Origin of the sequence: Nonomuraea solani (genome assembly GCF_900108335.1) — a bacterium.
Lineage (GTDB): Bacteria > Actinomycetota > Actinomycetes > Streptosporangiales > Streptosporangiaceae > Nonomuraea > Nonomuraea solani.
On record NZ_FNVT01000003.1, the window covers coordinates 1 to 19,497 of the forward strand.

At 70.2% G+C, this 19,497-nt stretch carries 16 protein-coding genes, 1 rRNA gene and 1 pseudogene; 4 read left to right on the forward strand and 14 right to left on the reverse strand.

All coding sequences use genetic code 11. The features are described 5' to 3' along the window. Positions 1 to 180, reverse strand: a 16S ribosomal RNA gene (locus C4V41_RS11040); the annotation flags it as partial. A gap of 514 nt (positions 181 to 694) precedes the next feature. On the opposite strand from C4V41_RS11040, the gene C4V41_RS11045 reads away from it, so the two are divergent. Further along, positions 695 to 1,711: an AI-2E family transporter gene (locus C4V41_RS11045; RefSeq protein ID WP_103955752.1), complete on the forward strand. Its 1,017-nt coding sequence runs from the start codon at positions 695 to 697 to the stop codon at positions 1,709 to 1,711. Here the strand turns inward: C4V41_RS11045 and C4V41_RS64135 are convergent. From C4V41_RS64135 to C4V41_RS11085, 8 genes are all read right to left on the reverse strand, one after another. Beyond that, positions 1,699 to 2,619 (reverse strand): helix-turn-helix transcriptional regulator, encoded by a 921-nt coding sequence (locus C4V41_RS64135; protein WP_235030053.1) that lies wholly within the window; start codon positions 2,617 to 2,619, stop codon positions 1,699 to 1,701. The two genes, C4V41_RS11045 and C4V41_RS64135, sit on opposite strands and share 13 nt — an antisense overlap. 36 nt (positions 2,620 to 2,655) lie before the next feature. Then, entirely contained in the window at positions 2,656 to 3,513 is an 858-nt protein-coding gene (locus C4V41_RS11055) for a hypothetical protein (protein WP_103955753.1), read from the reverse strand. Positions 3,514 to 3,599: 86 nt separating this feature from the next. Then, complete coding sequence (locus C4V41_RS11060) at positions 3,600 to 4,796, reverse strand: ABC transporter permease (RefSeq protein ID WP_407669956.1); 1,197 nt, start codon at positions 4,794 to 4,796, stop codon at positions 3,600 to 3,602. Further along, a complete protein-coding gene (locus C4V41_RS11065; protein ID WP_200823903.1) occupies positions 4,793 to 5,461 on the reverse strand; it encodes an ABC transporter ATP-binding protein in 669 nt (222 codons plus the stop codon). The genes C4V41_RS11060 and C4V41_RS11065 overlap by 4 nt, the downstream gene beginning before the upstream one ends. Continuing rightward, complete coding sequence (locus tag C4V41_RS11070; RefSeq protein ID WP_235030054.1) at positions 5,458 to 6,549, reverse strand: peptidoglycan-binding domain-containing protein; 1,092 nt, start codon at positions 6,547 to 6,549, stop codon at positions 5,458 to 5,460. Before C4V41_RS11070 ends, C4V41_RS11065 begins: the two co-directional genes overlap by 4 nt. After that, complete coding sequence (locus C4V41_RS64140) at positions 6,546 to 7,067, reverse strand: hypothetical protein (protein WP_146103623.1); 522 nt, start codon at positions 7,065 to 7,067, stop codon at positions 6,546 to 6,548. Before C4V41_RS64140 ends, C4V41_RS11070 begins: the two co-directional genes overlap by 4 nt. Before the next feature lie 23 nt (positions 7,068 to 7,090). Continuing rightward, entirely contained in the window at positions 7,091 to 8,503 is a 1,413-nt protein-coding gene (locus C4V41_RS11080) for a sensor histidine kinase (RefSeq protein ID WP_200823905.1), read from the reverse strand. Continuing rightward, entirely contained in the window at positions 8,500 to 9,177 is a 678-nt protein-coding gene (locus tag C4V41_RS11085; protein WP_103955756.1) for a response regulator transcription factor, read from the reverse strand. Before C4V41_RS11085 ends, C4V41_RS11080 begins: the two co-directional genes overlap by 4 nt. Before the next feature lie 325 nt (positions 9,178 to 9,502). Between C4V41_RS11085 and erm the strand changes: the two genes are divergently transcribed. Next, the gene (erm, locus tag C4V41_RS11090; protein ID WP_407669992.1) at positions 9,503 to 10,249 is read left to right on the forward strand and encodes an ErmE/ErmH/ErmO/ErmR family 23S rRNA (adenine(2058)-N(6))-methyltransferase; all 747 of its coding nucleotides are present in this window, start codon (positions 9,503 to 9,505) and stop codon (positions 10,247 to 10,249) included. Here erm and C4V41_RS11095 read toward each other — a convergent pair. Then, complete coding sequence (locus C4V41_RS11095) at positions 10,238 to 11,626, reverse strand: hypothetical protein (RefSeq protein ID WP_103955758.1); 1,389 nt, start codon at positions 11,624 to 11,626, stop codon at positions 10,238 to 10,240. The genes erm and C4V41_RS11095 overlap by 12 nt on opposite strands. A 117-nt stretch (positions 11,627 to 11,743) precedes the next feature. Between C4V41_RS11095 and C4V41_RS11100 the strand changes: the two genes are divergently transcribed. Next, positions 11,744 to 13,321 carry a molybdopterin-dependent oxidoreductase gene (locus tag C4V41_RS11100; RefSeq protein ID WP_103955759.1) on the forward strand — a complete coding sequence of 526 codons (1,578 nt, stop codon included), beginning with the start codon at positions 11,744 to 11,746 and terminating at the stop codon, positions 13,319 to 13,321. Here the strand turns inward: C4V41_RS11100 and C4V41_RS11105 are convergent. The 4 genes from C4V41_RS11105 to C4V41_RS11120 all read right to left on the reverse strand — a co-directional run bounded on the left by C4V41_RS11105 (position 13,314) and on the right by C4V41_RS11120 (position 19,067). Beyond that, positions 13,314 to 13,649 (reverse strand): glycoside hydrolase family 18 protein, encoded by a 336-nt coding sequence (locus C4V41_RS11105; RefSeq protein ID WP_200823906.1) that lies wholly within the window; start codon positions 13,647 to 13,649, stop codon positions 13,314 to 13,316. The genes C4V41_RS11100 and C4V41_RS11105 overlap by 8 nt on opposite strands. A 110-nt stretch (positions 13,650 to 13,759) precedes the next feature. Further along, the gene (locus C4V41_RS11110) at positions 13,760 to 15,442 is read right to left on the reverse strand and encodes a carbohydrate-binding protein (protein ID WP_103955760.1); all 1,683 of its coding nucleotides are present in this window, start codon (positions 15,440 to 15,442) and stop codon (positions 13,760 to 13,762) included. Beyond that, positions 15,439 to 17,007 carry a chitinase gene (locus C4V41_RS11115; RefSeq protein WP_103955761.1) on the reverse strand — a complete coding sequence of 523 codons (1,569 nt, stop codon included), beginning with the start codon at positions 17,005 to 17,007 and terminating at the stop codon, positions 15,439 to 15,441. The genes C4V41_RS11110 and C4V41_RS11115 overlap by 4 nt, the downstream gene beginning before the upstream one ends. Positions 17,008 to 17,240: 233 nt before the next feature. Beyond that, complete coding sequence (locus tag C4V41_RS11120) at positions 17,241 to 19,067, reverse strand: M14 family zinc carboxypeptidase (RefSeq protein WP_200823907.1); 1,827 nt, start codon at positions 19,065 to 19,067, stop codon at positions 17,241 to 17,243. 239 nt (positions 19,068 to 19,306) lie between these two features. On the opposite strand from C4V41_RS11120, the pseudogene C4V41_RS11125 reads away from it, so the two are divergent. Beyond that, a pseudogene (locus tag C4V41_RS11125) lies at positions 19,307 to 19,477 on the forward strand (AAA family ATPase); the annotation flags it as partial. Between the last annotated feature and the right edge of the window lie 20 nt (positions 19,478 to 19,497).

Here is a 19,497-nt window from a genome sequence, read left to right on the forward strand (position 1 = left end):
GGCGGTCGTATCCGGTATTAGACCCAGTTTCCCGGGCTTATCCCAGAGTCAGGGGCAGGTTGCTCACGTGTTACTCACCCGTTCGCCGCTCGAGTACCCCGAAGGGCCTTTCCGCTCGACTTGCATGTGTTAAGCACGCCGCCAGCGTTCGTCCTGAGCCAGGATCAAACTCTCCAAAAAATGCCTGGAAAAAATGTCCCAGCCAGCACCCATCCCAAAGATGAATGCCAACCAAAGGAATCCGTCAATCAATATGACGGGGTTGTGCATCATGCACTGGCTTTTAACACACTGTTGAGTTCTCAAGAAACGGACGCGTACTTCCTTCACCAGAACCACTCTCGTGATCCCCGCTCGGAGGCGTTCACTTTCCGTTCGTTATGCCTTAATTCTTTCAGCCGTTCAAGTCCCTGTCAAATTGACCCGACTTGCTCGACCTGCGGTAATTAAGTGCTGTCCCTTTCGGCGACAACCCCTCTAACTTACCAGCCGATTCGAGTGGACGCGCACGTCCCACCGAAGTGGAGGTGTCAGGAGGTGGTCTCCGAGTGAGGCCGGCGATCAAGCCGTCCTCGCGGGACTGGTGAACTCTATGTACGGTCCTGGGAACCGTCAAATCGATGATTCGCCCGTGTGCCAGGGGTAGGTACGGGGCGTGCGAGATCAACCCGTACCCAGGACACTCGTCATCCTGGTGGGCGTCGCCGCGGCGGTGATCGCCCTCTTCGGCATCCGTGAGGTCGCCTCGATCGCCGGCCCCGTGGTGCTGGCCCTCGTGCTCGTCATCGCCGTATCCCCGGTGCGCGGCTGGCTCGCTGTCAAGAACGCCCCGGTCTGGCTGCAGGTCGCGGTGCCGTTCCTCATCGTCGTCCTCGTCCTGCTGGGAATGGTCGGCATCCTCACCATTTCGGCCACCCAGCTCGCGTCGCTGCTACCCGCGTACACAACGGAGTTCCAGCAGCTCCTCGTCGACGCGCAGCAGTGGGCGGCGGCGCACGGCGTCAGTGACGAGATGCTCGGCAAGGGGATGCAGGCGTTCGACCCGGGCAAGATCCTGGGTTTGGTGCAGAGCCTGCTGGGGAGTTTGATCGGCGTTCTGTCCGCGCTGTTCCTCATTGTCGTGCTGTTGCTCGCCATGTGTCTTGACGCGCCGGTGACCGCGAAGATTCTCACCAGCGGCGAGCACAGCCGGCCGCAACTGGTGAAAGCGCTGGCCACATTCGCGCACAAGACGCGGCGTTATTTGATCGTCTCGACCGTTTTCGGGTTGATCAACGCGGTACTCGACATGGTCGCGCTTTCTTTGCTGGACGTGCCGCTGCCGCTGTTGTGGGGTGTGCTGGCGCTCATCGCCAATTACATTCCCAACATCGGCTTCGTCATCGCGCTGTCGCCGCCTGCCATGCTCGCCCTGCTGGACGGGGGTGTGCAGACCATGGTGCTCGTCATCGCCGCGTACATCGTCATCAATGTCGTCACCCAGTCGTTCATTCTGCCGAAGTTCCTGGGGGACGCCGTCGGGCTGTCCACGACGATGACGTTCATTTCATTGATCGTGTGGACTTTTGTGCTGGGGCCGCTGGGGGCGATTCTCGCCATTCCGCTGAGCCTGCTGACGCGGGCCTTGCTGATCGACAGTGATCCGAACGCGAAGTGGGTGCAGGCGCTCGTGTCGGGGAAACGGCCGCGCGGGGAGCGTCAGATCAGCTGACTCATGGGTACGCCGCTCAGGCGCTTGACGTCGTTGGCCAGATGCGCCTGGTCGGTGTAGCCGGCCGTGACGGCCACCTCCGCCAGCGGAACGCCCTCGCGGGCCAGCCGCAGCGCCCGCTGGAACCTGACGATGCGCTGCAGGGTCTTGGGCGCGTAGCCGAACGAGGTCAGGCTGCGGCGCTGGAGCTGGCGTTCGCTGAAGCCGAGGGTCCAGGCGACCTGCGCCACCGTCTGGCCCTTGCGCAGGGCGGAGGCGATGGCGGGGGCGGCCGGGTCGGTGGGGGTGGCGCCGGTCAGACCGGCCTTGACGGCGGCCCGCATGGCCGCGAGCGCCCCTTCGGCGTCAACCGCGGGGTCCGCCAGCACGCCGTCGACATCGGCGCTCAGGTGCGTGAGCGCGCCCTGGGCATCGGCCGCCGGCCCCGCCAACGCGCCCCGGACATCGCCTGCCCGGCCCTTGAGCGCGCTCCGGACATCGGCCATCTCGCCCATGAGCGCTCCCTCGGCATCGGCCCCCGAACCCGCCGGCACGCCCTGGGCATCGGCCGCCCGGCCCGTGAACGCGCGGTCGGCCGCTGTGTTCAGGGCCTTTGCCAGGACGGCGGGGCCGCCGGGGAGGTCGGACAGGGAGATGCGGGCGTCGCGGATGTCCGCCAGAGGGACGCCGAAGAAGTCGCCCACCGCGCCCGGCCTGAAGCGGATGCCCACCAGCGCGGTGCCCGCCCGCATGGTGACGGGCATGGGCCCCGTGTCGGGGCCGGCCACGAACAGGCCGCCGGGGCCCCAGATGAGGTCGACGCAGGCGTCGGGCACCACGAGCTCCGTGCGGTCGTGCTCGCTGGTCCGGTGCCACTCACAGGCGACCCGGCCGGCGAGCTCCGCTGAGGGAGGTCGTTCGACGTACATGACTCCAACGTACGCGACGCCTCCGACAGAAGGACTTCAGCCGGGCAGCCGCCCGTACGCGCGCAGCGTCCTGAGCCGGTGCATCACGATGTAGCCGCCCCACTCGTGCGTGATCACCGGCGTCCAGGCCTGCCAGTTGATGCCCCATCCGCTCTCCTCCTCGAACCGCGTCTCCAGGTACGCGTCGAGGTGCGGGTCCAGGACCTCCTGGGAGAACAGCGGCAGCCGCAGCGGCGCGGGCGCGAAGTCCAGGGGGTAGTGGACGTGGCCGGGCGCGTGCGGTTCAAGGGTTACCGTGGCCAGGATGGCCTCCCGCAGCCGGTCGAACTCCGCCTCCGCCCGCTCCCGGTCGGGCGCCAGGTTCAGGAACGTCGTCACCGCCAGCGCCTCGTACGCCTCCGGCTCCTTCAGCGCGGCGATCCGCGACCAGCAGAACTCCGTGGCAGGAGCCAGCCACGGATGGGTGACACCGTGCTTGTGCAGCAGCCCGGCGATCGACGCGGTCGGGATGAGGTGCCCGGGAGGGTCGTCGTCCGTCTGCCACCAGGGGGCCGCCGGCTGGTCTCTGACGGAGGGCAGCACGAACGGCACGCCACCGTCGGGAGCGGTAATGGAGGCCAGGTAGTCGCAGGCGGCGGCCACCATCGGCGAGTCGAAGGCGTCGAGCTCGTCCAGGATCCAGAACGCCACCTCGACCGGCTCGGGCTGGCTGCCCGCGCCGCGCAGGTCGGGTTCGAGCGCGTTGCCGAACCCGCCGTCGGCGTTCTGGTAGCAGCGCAGCACGTCGAGCACCCGGTCGCGGGAGCCGCCCCGGAACAGCGCCTCGAAACGCAGCCTGTCGATGAGCCTGCCGTGGAGCTGCAGGTAGGTCTCCGCTCGGGTGAGCACGTCCATGTCGGTGGATCCTCCAGGGGAGAGCGGGTTCTGGCGCGACACTATCGCCGGCGGGGCGCGGGGCTCTTGTAAGAATCGGACACGGGTCACGGTGTGGCCAGGGCCTCCGTGGGCGACATCCGCGCCGCGCGTACGGCCGGATAGAAGCCGGCGATGCCGCCGATCACGAGCGTGGCGACGACGCCGCCGAGCATGGCCCAGACGGGCACGATGGCGGGCCAGCCCTGGAGCCCCGCGTACGCGGCCGTGACGCCGATCCCGAGCAGCACTCCCCCGACGCCGCCGATGGCCGACAGCAGCAGCGACTCGGCCAGGAACTGCACGCGGATCTGCCCGCGCGTGGCGCCCAGAGAGCGGCGCAGGCCGATCTCGGCGCGCCGTTCCAGGACCGAGATGACCATCGTGTTGGCCACGCCCACCCCGCCGACCAGCAGCGCGACCCCGCCGAGGCCGAGCAGGAGCGCGTTCAGCGTGGCGTCGGTGGCCTGCTTGGCGGCCAGGACGTCGGACGGCCTGGACACCTCGACCTCGTTGGGCTTGGCCGGGTTCGCGGTGGCGGCGAGCACGTCACGTACCTGGACGACGTACGCCTCCTGGGCCCTGGCGTAGATCGTCGTCGCGTAGCCGTCGAAGCCCAGCCGGGCCTCCGCGACCGGCCAGCCGACGAGCGCGGCCGTGTCCAGCTCGGGGGCGAGCGGCGCGGGTGCGAGCACGCCGACGACGGTGAACCACTGCCCGCCGAGCCAGACGCGCTGGTCGGGGCCGGCCTGGACGACGCCGAGCCGGTCGGCGGCCTTCGCGCCGAGGACGGTGGCGGGGTGGCCGTGGGTGGCCGCGTTCAGCCAGGTGCCGCTGACGACGGTGGCGCCGACGTCCTTGAGCAGGTCGAGGCGGGCGGCGGTGACGGAGATGCTGCCCGTCTCGGCCGCCGGGACGTGGTCGTTGCGGTAGACCTTGGCGGGCGTGCCGGCGGTCGCGGTGACCGCGGTGACGGGGGCGATCTGGCCGATCATGCCCTCCGACTCGGCGGGGAGGTGGGACGCCTCGCCGAACAGGCTCTGGCCGGGTGAGACGGTGAGCAGGTTCGTACCGAGTGCTTCGAGTTGACGGTTGAGGTCCTCCTGGCTGGAGGCGGAGATGCCGACGACGCCGAGCATGGCGGCGATGCCGATGGCGATCCCGAGCGCCGACAGGAACACGCGCAGCGGCCTGGCCCGCAGGCCGGCCCCGCCGACCCGGACGACGTCGCGTGGCCGCATGCGAGCAGGTGCGAGAACGGTCACGTGAGCACCGCTCCCTTCACGATCTGGCCGTCGAGCATTTCGACCTGCCGGGGTAGCGAGGCGGCGATGTCGCGGTCGTGGGTGATGACGACCACGGTGGTGCCGGCCGCGTTGAGCTCGCGCAGCAGCCCCATCACGCCGGCCCCCGAACGGGAGTCCAGGTTGCCGGTCGGCTCGTCGGCCAGCAGCAGCCGCGGGTCGCCGACGACGGCGCGGGCGATGGCCACGCGCTGCCGTTCGCCGCCGGACAGCTCGTGCGGGCGGTGGCCGAGCCGGTGCCCGAGCCCGACGCGTTCGAGGGCGTCGTACGCCCGCAGCCGCCGCTCCCGCAGGGCCAGGCCCGCGTACAGCAGCCCGTCGGCCACGTCGTCCAGCGCCGGCACCCCGGCGGCCAGGTGGAACTGCTGGAAGACGAAGCCGATGACGTTCGCGCGCAGGGCGGACAACTGCCGGTCGGTGAGGGAGAGCACGTCGTGCCCGGCGATGCGGACGGTCCCGCCGGAGGGCCGGTCGAGGGTGCCGATCATGTTGAGCATGGTCGATTTGCCCGAGCCGGAAGGCCCGACGATGCCGACGAGCTCGCCCTGCCCGATGTCCAAGGTGACGCCGCGGAGCGCCGCGACGTCACCGTACACCTTGCTGACGCCGTGCAGTTCGGCGATCACTTGGGCACCACCACGGTCACGCCCTCCTCGACGCCGGTGACCTCGACCTTGCCGTCGGCGAACATGCCGGTCTCGACGGCGGCGTAACGAGTGGCCGCGCCCTCCACGACCTGGACGCCGTAGCCGCCCTCGGCCAGCGCGACCAGCGCTCCGACAGGTACGGCCAGGACGTTCTCGCGGCGGCCCGCGACGATCGTCACGTCCACGGGCGCGGCGTCGAACGACTTCTTCAGCCCGCTCACCGACACCACGACCTCGACCGTGGTGGCGGTGTCGGCGCCGCTGCCGCTCTCGGTGGCGACCTTGCCCACCCTGGCCACCTCGCCGTTGACGGTGCTGCCGTCCGGCAGCTCGACGGTGGCCTTCATGCCCTTCCTGACCAGGTGCTCGTCGGCCACGTCGAGGTTGACGAGAACCTCGCGGGTGGTGCCGGTCGCGGTGAGCACGGGGCCGCTCGCGCTGTCGCCGAGGGTCTTCTTGAGGTCGGCGACGCGGATGCGCCCGTCGGCCACCACGACGTCGCCGGGCTGGACCTTGCCGGTGACGTCGAGCCCGAGGTCCTCCTGCCAGTCCTCGACCGCCTCCCTGGTGACCCAGGTGAACTCATCGTCCACGTCGAAGCCGGTGTAGCCGAGTTTGTCCAGGTTGCGTTCGAGCAGTTCGACGTCCTTGCCCTCGACGCCGTCTTCGAGGGTGCGGTAGAGGGGCATGGTGCCGTACAGGAGGGGGCGGCGGTCGGCGTCCGCGCTGTAGACGCCGTGGCCCCTGGTGATGGTGGTGCCCTCGCCGGGCAGCCAGGTGATCGTGCCCTGGGACTTGCCGGTGATGGTGAGGGGTTCGCCGTAGCCGAGGGTGCCGTCCACGGCCTTGGTCTCGGTGAGGGTGGTGCGGGTGACCTTGGCGGTGGCGGGGGGTGTGCGGCCGGCGACGGCCGTACCGGTGCCGTCACCGCCGAAGCCGATCGCGGCGGCCGCGACGGCGGCGGCGAGTAACGCGGCGCCACCCGTCCAGGCCAGGGTTCGCAGTGGGCGGCGCCGTCGCGGTGGCAGGGCCCGCGTGACCGGGCCGGTCTCCTTGAGCTGCGTCACTTGGCCGCCCCCATCCGGGGGAACTTCTTGCCGCAGACCTCGAACGCCTTCTTGAACTGGGGGTCGTCGCGCTTGAAGTTGCGTCCGGCGCCGGCGGAGAAGCCGCCGTCGGGGTCGGGATCGGGCATGTCGACGCCGTTGTCCCGCATGCACTGGGCGAACTCGCGCAGCCTGTCGACGTCCTCGGGCTTGAGCGTGGCGCGGTCCTTGAAGGGCGCCACGGCGCGGCAGGCGTCGAGGGCCGCGTCGACCTTCTTCTTGTCGATGTCCTGGCCCATCGCCTGGAAGCCGCCGCCTCCGTCGGGGTCGGGGTCCTCCATGGGGATGCCGTGCTCGCGCATGCACTGGGCGAACTTCCTGCCCTGTTCCTGCGGGTCGGCCGTCCCGGTGGGGCTGGCGCTCGGCGAGGGCTTGGCGCTGACGGCGGTCACGGAGGCCACTCCGGTGGCGGCCTGCTGGGAGCCGCAGCCGGTGGCCAGGGCGGCGAGGAGAGCCGTGAGAGCAAGTGTTCTTCTCATGCCCCGAATGTGCCGAGCGCGCTTCAACGCGGGCTGGGAACCGCCTCGGAGCCAGGTAGGAGCACGCGGAAGGTGGTGCCGCGGCCGGGCGCGGTGTCCAGCTCGACGCGGCCGCCGTGGGCGCGGACGATGGCGGAGACGATGGCCAGGCCGAGCCCGGCGCCGCCGTCGGCCCTGGATCTGCCCTGGCCGACGCGGTAGAGACGGTCGAACAGGCGCGGTACGTGCTCGGCCGGCACTCCAGGCCCGGTGTCGGCGACCTCCAGCACGGCCGAGCCGCCCCACCTGCCGACCCTGACGGTGACGGAGGCGTCGGGGGGCGTGTGGCAGAGCGCGTTGGCGACCAGGTTGGCGGCCACCTGACGCAGCCGGGCCTCGTCGCCGACGACCGAGACCGGGGCGAGCCGGTCGCTCAGCCCGGCCAGCTTGACCTGCCGGTCGGGCAGGCGGACCCGGGCGTCGCGAATCGTGTCGGCCGCGACTTCGAGCAGGTCGACGGGACCCCGGTCGAGCGGGCGCTCCTCGTCCAGCTGGGCCAGCGTGAGCAGGTCGTTGACCAGCACGCCCATTCTGGCGGCCTCGTCCTCGATCCGGCGCATCGCCTCGTCGGTGTCGCCGCCGCCCCTGCGGTGCAGTTCGGCGAAGCCGCGCACGGAGGTGAGCGGGGTGCGCAGCTCGTGGGAGGCGTCGGCGAGGAAGCGTCGCATGCGGGTCTCGGAGTCGGTCCTGGCGGCGATCTCGGACTGGAGGCGGTCGAGCATGACGTTCATGGCCGCGCCCAGGCGGCCCGGCTCGGTGTGCGGGTCGGGGGCGTGGACGCGGCGGGCGAAGTCGCCGCGGGCGATGTGCCCGGCCGTGCTCTCCATCCTGGTCAGGGGGCGCAGGCCGAGGCGTACGAGGGCGTCGGCGGCCAGGCCGAGCAGGAGCAGCACGAACGCGCTGACGGCGATGGCGATGGCGACGACCGAGGTCTGGGTCTCCTCCAGCTCGGCCAGGGACTGGGCGAACACCCAGGTGGCGCCGCCCGGCATCTCGATGGCGCGGACCCGCCAGGCGGCGCCCGTGGTGCCCGGCACGGTGGTGGCGACGCCGGGCTCCAGCTCCTCGATGACGGGGGCCGGCTGGTCGCCGGAGGTGGCGCTCCTGAACTGGAGCGTGCCGTCGGGGCTGTAGACCATGACCTGCTGGATGGCGGCGATCCGCTTGGTGAGCACGTCGTAGAAGTCGTTGGCCATGGGCGGCTTGGGGGTGAACGTCTGGAGGCCCTTCCCGTTGGCGATCTTGGAGATCGTCTCCAGTTGCGCGTCCACGCGGCCCATCAGGTTGTCGCGCAGCAGCATGACGCCGACGACGTTGGACAGGACGAGCCCGAGTGTGGCCAGGGCGAGCACGGCCATGACGAGGCGGGTGCGCAGGGTCCAGGTGGCGGGCCTCATCGGGGGGTCCTCAACGTATAACCGACGCCGCGTACGGTGTGGATGAGCTGCGGTTCGACCTTGTCGATCTTCTTGCGTAAGTAGTAGACGTACGACTCGACGATGCTGGAGTCGCCGTCGAAGTCGTAGCGCCACACGCTGTCGAGGATCTGCGCCTTGCTCACCACCCGCCCGGCGTTGGTCAGCAGGTATTCGAGCAGGTTGAACTCGGTCGGCGACAGGTCCACCGGCACTCCGGCCCGGCGTACCTCGTGGGCCTGCGGGTCCAGCTCCAGGTCGGCGTAGCGCAGGACGTGGTCCGCGGGCACGGTGCGGCTGCGGCGCAGGATGGCGCGGATGCGCAGGACGACCTCCTCCAGGCTGAACGGCTTCGCCACGTAGTCGTCGGCGCCCAGCGTCAGCCCCTGTACGCGGTCCTCGACGCGATCACGGGCGGTCAGGAACAGCACGGGAATGCGCTCACCGAGCCGCCGGGCCACCTCGAACCCGTCGAAGTCCTCCAGCATCACGTCGAGCACCACGATGTCGGGCTGGAACTCCCTGGCGGCCGTCACCGCCTCGGCGCCCGTCTCGGCCGTCCTGACCTCGAACGAGACGAGTCGCAGGGTCTGGGAGAGCAGGGCGCGGATGTTCGGCTCGTCGTCGACGACGAGCACCCTGGCCGGTCGGTCCATGTCTCATGGTCTACCCGAGCCACCTCAATGCCGGCTCAAAGCGTTTATTGCGTTGCCCGCCCGGAAGATCACCGCCTACAGTGACCGCCATGTCATGCATGTTCACCTGCCAGGTTTTCATTCGGATCCGCGCCGGCCGGGCTCTGGCCCGCTAGCGGACGCGATCACCTGAGGTAGAGCGTCCGCGGGCGCGGCCCAGGGCCCTTCGAGACCTTGTTCACTCTCGAAGACCCTGAGGGGCAGTGCTGTGGCGCAGAATTTCGCACACGGAAACTATTCACACACCCAGAAGAAGGCCAGGAACGGCGGTGGCGGTCGCACGCCCGTGGATCGGGCGCGGCGCGAGCTGTCGCAGAACTTCCTGGTCGACCGGCACGCCATCGACCTGATGGTCAAGGCCGCCTCTCCCGAGGGGCTCGTGCTGGAGCCCGGTCCCGGCGAGGGCGCGCTGACGCTGGCGCTGGCCGCGGCGGGCGCGCGGGTCGTCGGTTATGAGGTCGATCCGCGGCTGGCCGGTCGGCTGTCCTCGCGGACGCGCGACGACTCCCGGATCGAGATTGTCAGGGCCGACTTCACCACCGTACGGGCGCCGCGCGAGCCGTTCGCGGTCGTGGGGAACATCCCGTACTCGATCACGTCGAAGATCGTGGACTGGTGCCTGCGGGCGCCCGCTCTGACCTCGGCGACGCTGCTCACGCAGCGGGAGTACGCCCGCAAGCGGGCCGGCGACTTCGGCCGCTGGACCCTGGTCACGGTGGAGTCGTGGCCGTGGTTCGACTGGCGGCTCGGTGACACGATCGGCAGGAACGGCTTCCGTCCGGTCCCGTCGGTGGACTCGGCGATCCTGCGCGTCGAGCGCAGGCCAGAGCCGCTCGTGGACGACCGCCGGTCCTACCAGCGGCTGGTCGAGATCGGCTTCGGCGGGCTCGGCGGCTCGGTGCGGGCCTCGCTGAAGCCCCACTATCCGGGCGTCGACGAGGCGCTGGCCGCGGCGGGCGTCGCCCGCGACACGGTCGTGGGCTACGTCCACCCCGGTCAGTGGATCGTCCTGTGGGAGTGCCTATGCCGGTGAGGTGACCTTGACGTGGTCGGCGGACTTGAGTGAGGCCACGGCCGGGGCCGTCGCGAGGCGGCGGCCCCACGGCATGGCCAGCGCCAGGATCGGCAGCAGCACGATCGAGGCCCGCGACCAGTACGAGTGCAGCATCCACCACGTGTTGGTGTCGAACTGCGTCATGTAGAGGTAGCCGTAGCCCGCCCAGATCGACACGCCCAGGATGGCCGGCCAGGCGAACTTCGTGGGCCGGGCGATCAGGAACGGCATGAACCAGAGCAGGTACTGGGCGCCGAGCCGGGGCGTCACGACCATGAAGACGAGCAGGATGGCCAGGGTCATGTCGATCGGGTCGGCGCGGCGCCAGTAGAGGACGCACCCGATGACGCAGAGGTAGATGAGGTTGGTGCCGAACGAGGCCAGTTCGGGACGCAGATCCCAGTCGCCATCGGTGAACCACGGCGTCCAGCCGTATTCGCCTACGATCGGCCGGATGTCCTGGATCGTGCGGATGACGTCGGGGATCTGGTCGAGCCTGGTGCCCGCGAAGATCGGCAGCGTCACCAGGAAGAAGATCGGCACCATGCCGGTCATGAACGTGGCGACGACGCGGGAGCGCAGGTTGGGCAGGAGCAGCAGCATGCCGGGGATCAGCCAGATCGGCCAGCTCTTCGCGCACAGCGCCAGGCCCATGAGCAGCCCAGCCAGCGCGCCGCGCCTGAGGTCGGCCCGGTCGTTGTCGCCGGGCAGCAGGGCGCGGTGCAGCATGCCGCCGCGGCCGATCACGCGCGGGATCGAGGCGCGCACGCCGTAGGCCGCGACGCCGTTGCGCACCTTGCCGACCACGTCGGTGACCATGCCGGCCCGGTGGGGGTCGCCGGGGCCGCGCGCGACCACGAACGCGGCCACGCCGAACACCAGGGCGACCGGCTCCACCTGGCCGTGGACGGAGGCGATGAGGATGGCGAGCGGGCTGAGCGCGTACTGGAGGGCGCGCAGCGTCGCCTTGGGACCGCCGGCCAGCTTGGCGACCAGCGGGATGAGCACGATGTCGGCGACCACGGTGACCAGCCGGCCGGCGTATTCCCACGGGATGCCGAGCCACAGCAGGATGCCGTAGACGTAGGGGATGGTCGGCAGGAAGTGCCAGCCACCCTCGCTCGCCAGCACGGGGTCCTTGCCTTCGAGCACGGCCACGCCCGCGGGCTTGAAGCTCTTCACGAAGTCGACGGGCTGCCATGAATCGATGGCCGAGGTGTACATGATGAGCACCCGGACGAAGATGCCCACGGCAATGGCGACGACGAGCGGGGGCCGCCAGTCGCGCCATTGGGCGATGAGAGCGAGTGCGACACCGGAGACGAGGACGATCCCCGTGAGAAGTGCGTAATCCATGGCGTCATCTAGCCTGCCGCAACATGAGCACTGCTGCCACCAGGGCTTCCAATTCTTATCCCCGACATGCCGAGACGTATCCCCATACGACATCCCGGTCTGTGTTGAACTTTTTCCATGGGGGGATCGCAGGTCAACCAGGCACTGGTCAGGCGCTATTTCGAGGTGAGGGAGGGGTTGCGCGACCCGGTCGCGGCCTGGGCGAAACTCACAGGGAACTCACAGCAATATCGTCCCGCCCGAGGCGAGCGCCGGGTGCCGCTGGACGACGGCACGGCGGCGGAGCTCGCGGCGGCCGCGATCGTGCACACCGTCGCGCTGCACGGGGCCGAGCAGGTGGCGGCGCTGGCCACCTCGCCGCTGGCGCGGCTCGTCGGCGGGCTCGGGGGCGCGGTGCTGACCGAGCACCCCTGCGCGCCCGAGCAGGTGCTGGGAGCGCGGTTCGCCGGCCCCAGGGCCGATGACTGGGCGCGCGGGGCCTACGTCCTGCTGTGGGGGGAGAACAACCGGCTCGTACGCACCGCGGACACGCCCTGGGTGATCGCCGGGCGCTACAAGGGCCAGAAGGTGGTCGCGATCGGCACCCACCCGACCCGGCTGTCCGACGAGACGCTGGTGGTCCGCCCCGGCACCGACGGCGCGCTGGCCATGGCCATGGGGCACGTGCTGCTCAAGGAGTTCTTCCTGGACCGGACGCCGTTCGACGGGCACGCCATGGAGTGGACGGACCTGCCGTTCCTGGTGCGGCTGCGCGAGCGCGAGGAGGCGTACGTGCCGGGCGGGCTGACGGGCGGGGCCTTCGGGCGGCTCAGCGTGTACGGCGGTGAGGCGGTGGAGGTGCTCCTGCCGCGCTTCGACGACGGCCCCGGGGTGCTGCGGCGCGGCGTGCCGGTGCTGCGGGACGGCGACGACCTGGTGACGACCGTGTTCGACCTGCTGCTGGCCGCCTACGGGGTGGCGCGGCCGGGGCTGCCGGGCCTGTGGCCGAGCGGCTACGACGACCGGCACGAGCCGTACACGCCGGCCTGGCAGGAGACCTACACCGGCGTGGCCGGTTCGCGGGCGCTGAAGACGGCCAGGGAGCTGGGGGTGACGGCCGAGAAGACCGGCGGGCGGTGCGTGATCGTGCCGGGGCGGCTGGAGACGCCGCACGCCGACACCGCCTACCGGGCGATGCTGGCCCTGCTGGTGCTGACGGGATGCGGCGGCGGGTGGGCGCAGGTGGGCGGGGCGGGGATTCCGCTGGTGCCGTACCTGTGCCTGCACGCCTGCGGCGAGGACCGCTCCGACGTGGGCGCGCTGAGCTGGGCCCTGGCGGAGGGCCTGTTCGCGCGGCGGACGGCGCGCTCGGTGCTGCTGGAGGCGGTCCGCGACGGCTGGCCGATGGCGCCGCCGCCGCGCGTGCTGGCCCTGCCGCGGCCGATCTACCCGCTGCCGCCCGAGGTGGACCTGCTCATCGGGCCCGACGACCACTGCGACCTGTCCCCGCCCGACCCCGACCTGCTGACCGCGGCCGTGGCCAGGCTGGCCGGGGGGACGGTCCCGGCCGAGCCGGGCGGGGTGCGGGAGGCCGGGCGGATGCGGCTGCTGGTGGACCACGCCTGGATGCACGAGTACGGCGAGGCGCTGCCCACCTACCGTCCGCCGGGCCTGGGCCTGCCGGTCAAGCCCACTCAGCTCGTCCGGTTCATGTGAGGGCGTCGAGGTAGGCCCGGTGGCTCCGGGAGAACTCGTACCCGTTGAACGTGTCCCAGTTGATCGACCACGCCATCAGGCCGCGCAGCCCCGGATAGACGCCCCGCGGCCGGTACGTCCCGCAGTTGCTCCCCTTGGCCAGGCAGTCGAACGCCTTCTGCACCTCCGAGGCGGTCGTGAAGCCGTTGCCCGCGTTCACCGAGGCGGGCAGCCCGATGGCCACCTGGTCCTGGCGCAGCGGCGGGAACACGTTCGCCGGATTGCCCATGATCGGGAAACCGGCCAGCAGCATGTCGGTCATGGCGACGTGGAAGTCGTGCCCGCCCATCGTGTGGTACTGGTCGTCGAGGCGAGCAGGACCGCCGGGCCTCGAAGGTTCATGGGGGGTCCCTCAAAAGGAGGGCCCGCCTCTTTGTGGGAGGCGGGCCGCTCAGTGGGTCAGAAACCGGCGGTGATGCGGGTGAACTCCCAGTCGGCCTGGGCGATGCCGCTGCAGTTCGCGACCACGCCGCCGCCCGGGCAGGGGCGGTCCCGGTTGACGGCCCAGTAGGCGAACCTGGTCAGGCCCTTGGACCTGGCCCAGTCGCGGATCTGGGTCCAGGTGCCGGGCGAGGTCATCTCCTGCTGGTCGGACAGGCCGTTCATGCCGGAGATGCCCATGCGGGCGTACGCCTGCGCGTCGGTCCAGCCGAAGGCGCTCTTGAGCGCGTTCTTCAGTCCCTCGGAGGCGTTGACGGTGTCCTGGTAGATGTTGGAGCTGCCGAAGTCGAACGGCATGATCGTGTAGTTGTCGATCGGCACGCCGAGCGCCCTGGACTGGTTGATGAGCCGGATGCCGTGGCTGTTCGGGCCCGAGGTCGTGGTGCCGAAGGTGACGACGACCTTGACGTTCGGGTTGTTCTGCTTGACGATCTTGAGGCCGTTCAGGATGCGGTCCTGGACGGTGTAGTTCTCGAACTCGTCGGTGTTCTCGATGTCGAAGTCCACGACGGCCGGGCCGACGGCGTTGATGACCTGCTGCACCGCGCCCGCGAACGCCTGCGGGGTGGAGCAGTTGGGGCCGAGCTTGTTGCCCTGCCAGCCGCCGAAGGAGATCTGGACGTTGCCGCCCTTGGACTTGATCGTGTTGATCGCCTGCTGGTCGGCGCCGCCGGTCAGCGGGCGGTTGCCGTCCCAGGCCGGGTTGCAGCCGCCGCTGGACAGGATGAACGCCATCGTGAACGACCTGACGCCGGTCGCGTCCATGACCGTGCCCGGGTTGGGCGGGTTGCCCCAGCCCATGTAGAGGTACGGCGCGCCGGCCATCTTGCCGGGGTTGCTGCAACCGGAGGTGGTCGCGGTGGCGTCCCGGCCGGCCGACTCGCCCGCCGAGTTGTAGGCCCGCACCGTGTACGTGTGCGTCGTGCACGCGCCGAGCCCCGAGATCGTGGCGCTCGTGCCGGTGACCTGGGCGCGCTGGGCCGAGCCCTCGTACACGCGGTAGCCCGTCACCGTGCCGCTGGAGGCGCCCCAGCTCAGCGCGATGCTGGAGTTCGTGACCGAGGTGGTCACCGTGCCGGGCTGTCCTGGCGCGCCGGTGCCGCCCGAGGTGGTGGCCGTGACGGAGTTGCTGACGCCCGACAGGTTGCCGGCCGCGTCGCGGGCGCGGACGGTGTAGGTGTAGGCGGTGTTCGCCGCGCGGCCGGTGTCGTTGTAGCCGGTGCCCGTCACCGTCGTGACGAGGGTGCCGCCACGGTAGACGTTGTAGCCGGTGACGCCCACGTTGTCGGTGGAGGCGTTCCAGGCCAGGGCGACGCTGCTGGCGGTGACGCCGGTCGAGCGGAGGTTGCCGGGCACGGACGGGGCCATGGTGTCGGTGCCGCCGCCGGTGCCGGGCTTCCACAGCGCGGGCACGTTCGGCGGCTCCCAGCCGGGCTGGGAGGTGTGCCCCTGCAGGCACACGTAGTCGACGCCGTTGTAGGTGACGACCGCGCCGGTGGCGTACGCGGTCCACGGCGCCCAGGCGGCCGCCATCTGCTGGACCGAGCCGTACGCCGCGGGCGCGCCGGTGGTGAGCCCCGCGCCGGTCAGGGCGAGGACCAGGCCGGCCGCCAAGGCGGTGAGTCTGCTGCGTAATCTCATGGCATTCCCTGGAGGTGGGGCTTGACGGTCTTGGAGAACGACCAGTTGGTGCTGGCGTCCCAGTTGATGGACCAGGTCATCGCGCCCCTGATGTCCGGGTAGGCGCGCGGTGGCACGAAGGTCCCGCAACCGGTCCGCTTGGCGAGGCAGTCGAGCGCCTGGTTGACGAGCGAGGGCGCGACGATGCCCCCGCCCGCGGCGCCCGGTCCCGCCGGCAGGCCCAGCGCCACCTGGTCGGGGCGCAGGCCGTTTTCGAGCTGGATGCAGGCCAGCGCGGTCATGAAGTTGACCGAGCCCTGGGCGTACGCCTGGGCCTGGTCGCAGCCGAGCATCGAGCCGGAGTTGTAGAACTGCGTGTGGACGACCGTGAGGATGTCCTTGATCGACAGGGCGAGCTTGAAGTACTCCATCCCGGTCGACTGCATGTCGATGGTCTGCGGGGCCATGGTGATGATCAGCCCGGAGCCGGCCTTGGCGCGCAGAGACCTGAGCGCCTGGGCCATGTAGGTGGCGTTGAGGCCGTTCTCCAGGTCGATGTCGACGCCGTCGAAGCCGTAGCTCCGCATGAGCGCGTACACCGAGTCGGCGAACCTCGTCGCCGCCGCGGCGTCGGCCACCTGGACGCGGCCCGCCTCGCCGCCGACCGACAGGATGACCTTCTTGCCGCGCTGGTGCAGGGCCTGGACGTCGGCCCTGAACTGGGCGTCGGTGTAGCCGCCGACCGCGGCGGCCAGGCCGGGGTCGAGGGCGAAGACGACCTCGCCCGCCGTGGCCGTGGCCTCGCCGAACGCGATCGCGACGAGGTCGTACTCGGCGGGCACGGCCGACAGCTTGAGCTCGGTGGCGGGGTTGACGAAGTTGTGCCAGTAGCCGGTGAGGAAGTGCTTGGGCAGCGACCCGCCGCCGCCCGTGCAGCCGGTGGTGGTCGCGATGGCGTCCTGGCCGGGTGACTCGCCCTGGGCGTTGTACGCCTTGACGGTGTAGGTGTGGGTCTCGCAGGCGGCCAGGCCGCTGATCGTGGCCGAGGTGCCCGTGACCGTGGCCTTGACAGCGGTGCCCTCGTAGACGCGGTAGCCGGTCACCGTGCCGGTGGCGGCGCCCCAGCTCAGCGCGATGCTGGAGTTGGTGACCGAGGTGGTCACCGCGCCCGGCCGGCCCGGGACGCCCGGGTTCGTGGTGCCACCGCCGCAGGAGGCGCCGTTCAGGGTGCAGCCGCTGATGCCCGGGAAGTTGCCGGGGCTGCCGTTGAAGCCGAAGCTCGCGCTGGCTCCGGGCGCCAGCGGGGACGCCCAGCCCGGGTTGGTGAACGTGTAGTGCTGCCCGCTTCTCGACATGACCGCGTCCCACGCGGACGGGATCGAGAACCCGGCCGGCACGTCGAACTGGACGTTCCAGCCGGTCATGGCGGTGGTGGTGCCGTTGGTGACGGTGACCTTGCCCTCGAAGCCCGAGCCCCAGTCGGAGACCTTGGCGAAGGTCGCGGTGGCCGCGGCGGCCTGCGCGGGGAGGGCGTACAGGCTGAGTGCGAGAGTGACGAGGGCCAGGAGGATCGCGCGAAGCTTCACGGGCTCTTCCTTTGGGGGGTGACGTGCCGTACGACTCGCACCGGGGGGTGAGAGCACGGGTCGTACGGCACGGGCCCGCGGAGGTGAGACGCGGGCTTGGTGGTGGATCTATCTTTTAGGAAACTTTCCTAAGGATTGCCGCGATCGTAGCCTTGACACCCGTTCCTTACAAGACCCAAAAAGACTCCGCCGTACGGGGCCGAAATCCCGTACGGCGGAGTCGTGGTGGCGCTCTACGGTTGCTGGGTGATCCTGACGTCGTCGACGCCCGCCTCGACCAGGGAAGCCCCCGAAGCGTCGGCCGCGTCGATGAGGATGCGGACCGTCTGACCGGCGAACGCGTTCAGGCTCGCGGTCGCGGTGGCCCAGGAGCCGTTGCGGTTCGAGGCCGCGCCCGCCTGGTTGAGCACGGTGGTCGTCGTGTTGCCGACCACGCGGACCCGGAAGTAGTCCGCGGTCGAGGAGTTCGAGCCGTGGGCCAGGTACCAGGAGAACGACAGGTTCAGCGCGCCCGTCGAGGGGAGCGTGATGGCCGGCGACTGGATCGAGGTGATCCCGCCGTCGATGTCGAAGTCACCGGCGGCCGCGCCCGCCGCCGCCCCCGTCACCAGGTCGTTCGAGCCGCTGACCGTGGTGCCGAGCTGCTTGGCGCCGCTGGAGGTGGTGTCCGCGGGGTTACCGCGCTCCCACGTGCCGGTGGTGGCGGTGTCGGTGGTGGCCGGGTTGGTGGTCCAGCCCGTGGCCGTCTCGAAGGTGTCGGAGTAGACGGTCAGCGGCGGGTTGCCGGTGCCGCAGTACTGGGCCTCCTTGCCGATGACCCGGTAGACGCAGTCCGCGTTCTCCAGGAAGAGCAGCGTCGCCTCCCTGTTCCTGGTGGTCTGGGGGACGATCTGCTCGTCCGGCGGATAGAAGCCGGGGTTCGAGCCCGTCGGGAACATCTCGAACGTGTAGCTGAAGATCTTGTAGACGCCCCACATCCAGTCGTTGATGGTGCCGTCGGTGATGTAGAGGTCGCTGGCCTGCTCGGGCGTGTAGTTGTTGGTCGCGGCCATGTTCTGGCCGAGGGTGGCGTGCGCGTTACGGTCGTCCAGGGTCAGGCCCGGGGCCGTGTCGTTGAAGGTGTAGCCGTAGGGCCACAGGATCAGCTCGCTGTAGGTGTGCCAGTCGATGTGGGCCTTGATCTGCTGGGTGCCGCCGATGACGCGGCCGCGTACCCAGTTGGCCGCCGCCGCGACCTCGGGCGCCGACTCCGCGTTCGCGCCACGGTAGGTCTCACTGGAGGTCGTTCCTGACGAACCGCCGCAGCAGCCCCAGTTGTAGGCCCAGTTGCGGTTCATGTCGGTGCCGACCGCCGAGGAGCCGGCGTTCGTCTGGCGGTTCTTGCGCCAGGAGCGGTAGCTGCCGGTGGCGATGTCGTACTCGCCGCCGTCCGGGTTCATGTCCGGCATGATCCAGATCTCCCGGGTGTTCACCAGGTTGGTGATCCTGGAGTCGGTGCCGTAGCCGTCGGCGAGCAGGTGCATGATGTACAGCGCCATCTCGACCGTCAGGTGCTCGCGGGCGTGCTGGTGCGCGGTGAACAGCACTTCGGGCTCGTTCTCGTCCGTGCCCACGTTGTCGCTGATCTTGATCAGGCGCAGGTTACGGCCCTGGAACGACGTGCCGTAGTTGCTCTGGCTGACGATGTTCGGATGGGCCGCGACGATGCTGTTGATCTCCGTGTTCATCTCGGCGTAGTTGTGGTACCCGGAGTCCGCCGGCGGGAAGTCAAACGCGCCGACGGACGGGGGTGTCGGGCGCGGCACCTCCGACACCCGGTAGCCGAGCCGCCTGATGGCGCCGACCTCGGCTTCCGTGGCCGTGATCAGGACCGAGTCCGTGGCCACCTCCTCGATGGCGGCTCCGGTGGCCGCCACGGCGCTACGCTGCTGCGCCGTCGCCGGGCCCGCCACGCGGTACTGCTTGTTCGCCGGCGGTTCGGCGGTGGCGCCCGCCCCGGTCATGCCGGTCAGGCTGATCAGGCTGAGGGCTGCCAGCAGGATGACAAAACGGCGTTTCACCTCGTCCTCCTCAGGCGCTCGGGATCGGGTGGTGACCGGCGCCTGAACCGAGAGTGATGAGGTTGTATGCCCTAGGAAAGGCCCAAATTTCCGGACATGTGGCTCAGGGGTTCCTGCCGGTCTGAACACCGGCTGACAGGTCGCTGCCAGAGCGGCCCGGCACCGTCGAGAACATGAAAGACGCGATCGAAGCCGAAGGGCTCGTCAAGAGGTACGGCGACAAGGTGGCGCTCGACGGCATCGACCTGGCCGTCAGCCTGGTCGGCCGGCCGCGGATCCTGTTCCTCGACGAGCCGACCACCGGCCTGGACCCGCACGCCCGCGGCGAGCTGTGGACGGTGGTCAGGGAGCTGACCGCCGACGGGGTGACCGTGCTGCTGACCACCCAGTATCTGGAGGAGGCCGACCAGCACATGTCACATCCTGCCCT